Origin of the sequence: Bartonella sp. AA18HLJMS (assembly GCF_042197245.1) — a bacterium.
Classification (GTDB): domain Bacteria; phylum Pseudomonadota; class Alphaproteobacteria; order Rhizobiales; family Rhizobiaceae; genus Bartonella.
Map to the genome: position 1 here is coordinate 1 of NZ_JBHIRP010000058.1, position 1,661 is coordinate 1,661.

Sequence of the window (1,661 nt, forward strand, 5' to 3'; positions counted from 1 at the left end):
AAGGCTGGCATTCAAGTTGTTCTGAATGTTTTTTACAATAAGGGCTATTTAAGCGTCTCTCAACACTTCGCTGAGGCGTGATAGAACCACTAAGAGGATACACCGGAATCCTATCATCTTGACAATTTTCACACCACTTTCCATTTTCACTTCTATAGTGGAAGCCAGATTGAAGCATACAAGTATGAATTATTGCCCATTCACCGAAACCTAATCCACTATTTTCTGTATCGACATTATAAGGAGTTGGCTTACCACACTCTAACAATGCTTTTGCTACTTCAGTAGAATCTGCATCTGGCTTTTGCCATATAACAAAGTATTTTGAAGGAGGCTTTGAGTCACATCCAGCGATACTTAACAAAGCCATGCAACTCAACAGTTTTAAGATTTTCTTCATTTTTCCCCTCTTTCAATGGATTTATTTACGATAAAACAGAGCTCATAAACCTGTTGATATTTCCTGTCACCGCTGCTTAAAACAACGGTGAACAATATTGAGATGATTGGTTGAGAAAACAATCCCACCATTCCAAGCGAAGGCAAGGATGGCGGATTGTTGATCATCACTAGCAAGACTTAAGGTTTGCATTCAGGTGCATTTTTATATTTTTTACAAAAAGGGCTGTTTAAGCGCTTCTTGACACTGCGCTGTGGAACAACAGCGCCTGGACGACAAATGGGCAAGTTTTCGGCTTTATGGTTTACACACCACCCCCCCCTTTCATCTTTATAGCGGAATCCTGATTGAACCATACAAGCATGAATTGTTGCTATTGCATTATTACTGAGCTTGCTGCTTTCTGGATCCTTATCATAAGGGGTTGGCATACCACATTCTAACAAGCCTTTTCCTACCTCAGTAAAATCTGCTCCCGGTTTCTCCCAAGCAGTCAAATATCCTGAAGGAGGCTTATTAAACTGACATCCAGCTATACTTAACAAAGTTACAGCACTTAATAATTTTACGATGTGTTTCATTTTTTACTCCATGATTTACTTAAAGGAAATTGTTCACGATGAGATGAACCATAATCATATCTACATTTATAACCCACATCTCCAAGACAGGTATGGGAGCTTATGGGATTCATGATCACTCTCCACCATTCTGTCCACCAGTTACTACCAGCAGATATTGTCTCATAAGCATAGCCATTGCCACCAATCAATCTGCTTACAACGTCAAATCTATGCCCATCAAAACCAATAGTGGTTTGTTTGCCACCACTCACATAACCTAACAAACCGGATGCCGCCAAAACATTAGCCGCTGGTCCATGGAAACTGATCGTTGTATTGCCTGCTACATCATTTACACCTTCTTGTTTGAAAGAATTCATCATATTAAAGCCTGTCAAACTGCCACGACTATGGGCATCAAAATGCAATCCCGTGTTACCATAGCTATACATCAAATCTTTTGCTTCTTGTGTGGAATTGGTCAAACCCCAAAAGTTATTTTCCATAAACTTCTGATAGCTCGCGACTAGAAGTTCTGAGATAGCAGAATCGGCTTGAGGGAACACAACAAAATAAAGCGGTTCATTTTTATCCTTCGCATGTTGAACCGCATAAACAGCAGCTTCCTCTGGTGGAGTAAAGATGCCATTAAAGGACACATGCACCTTGCCATCAGCACCCTCTTGTAAATGCTGCTT

Annotated in this window: 4 protein-coding genes; all 4 read right to left on the minus strand. The window is 40.3% G+C overall.

What is annotated here, in order from left to right; genetic code table 11:
* Positions 1-400: hypothetical protein (locus ACFINW_RS09845; protein WP_375641245.1), on the minus strand; the 400-nt coding region annotated here is incomplete at its 3' end.
* Between the two features lie 66 nt (positions 401-466).
* Positions 467-592 carry a hypothetical protein gene (locus ACFINW_RS09850; protein ID WP_375637186.1) on the minus strand — a complete coding sequence of 42 codons (126 nt, stop codon included), beginning with the start codon at positions 590-592 and terminating at the stop codon, positions 467-469.
* On the minus strand, positions 580-981 hold the full coding sequence (locus tag ACFINW_RS09855; protein ID WP_375641243.1) for a hypothetical protein: 402 nt from the start codon (positions 979-981) through the stop codon (positions 580-582). The genes ACFINW_RS09850 and ACFINW_RS09855 overlap by 13 nt, the downstream gene beginning before the upstream one ends.
* The coding region (locus ACFINW_RS09860; protein WP_375674257.1) for a filamentous hemagglutinin at positions 978-1,661 on the minus strand (684 nt) is incomplete at its 5' end. The genes ACFINW_RS09855 and ACFINW_RS09860, both read right to left, overlap by 4 nt.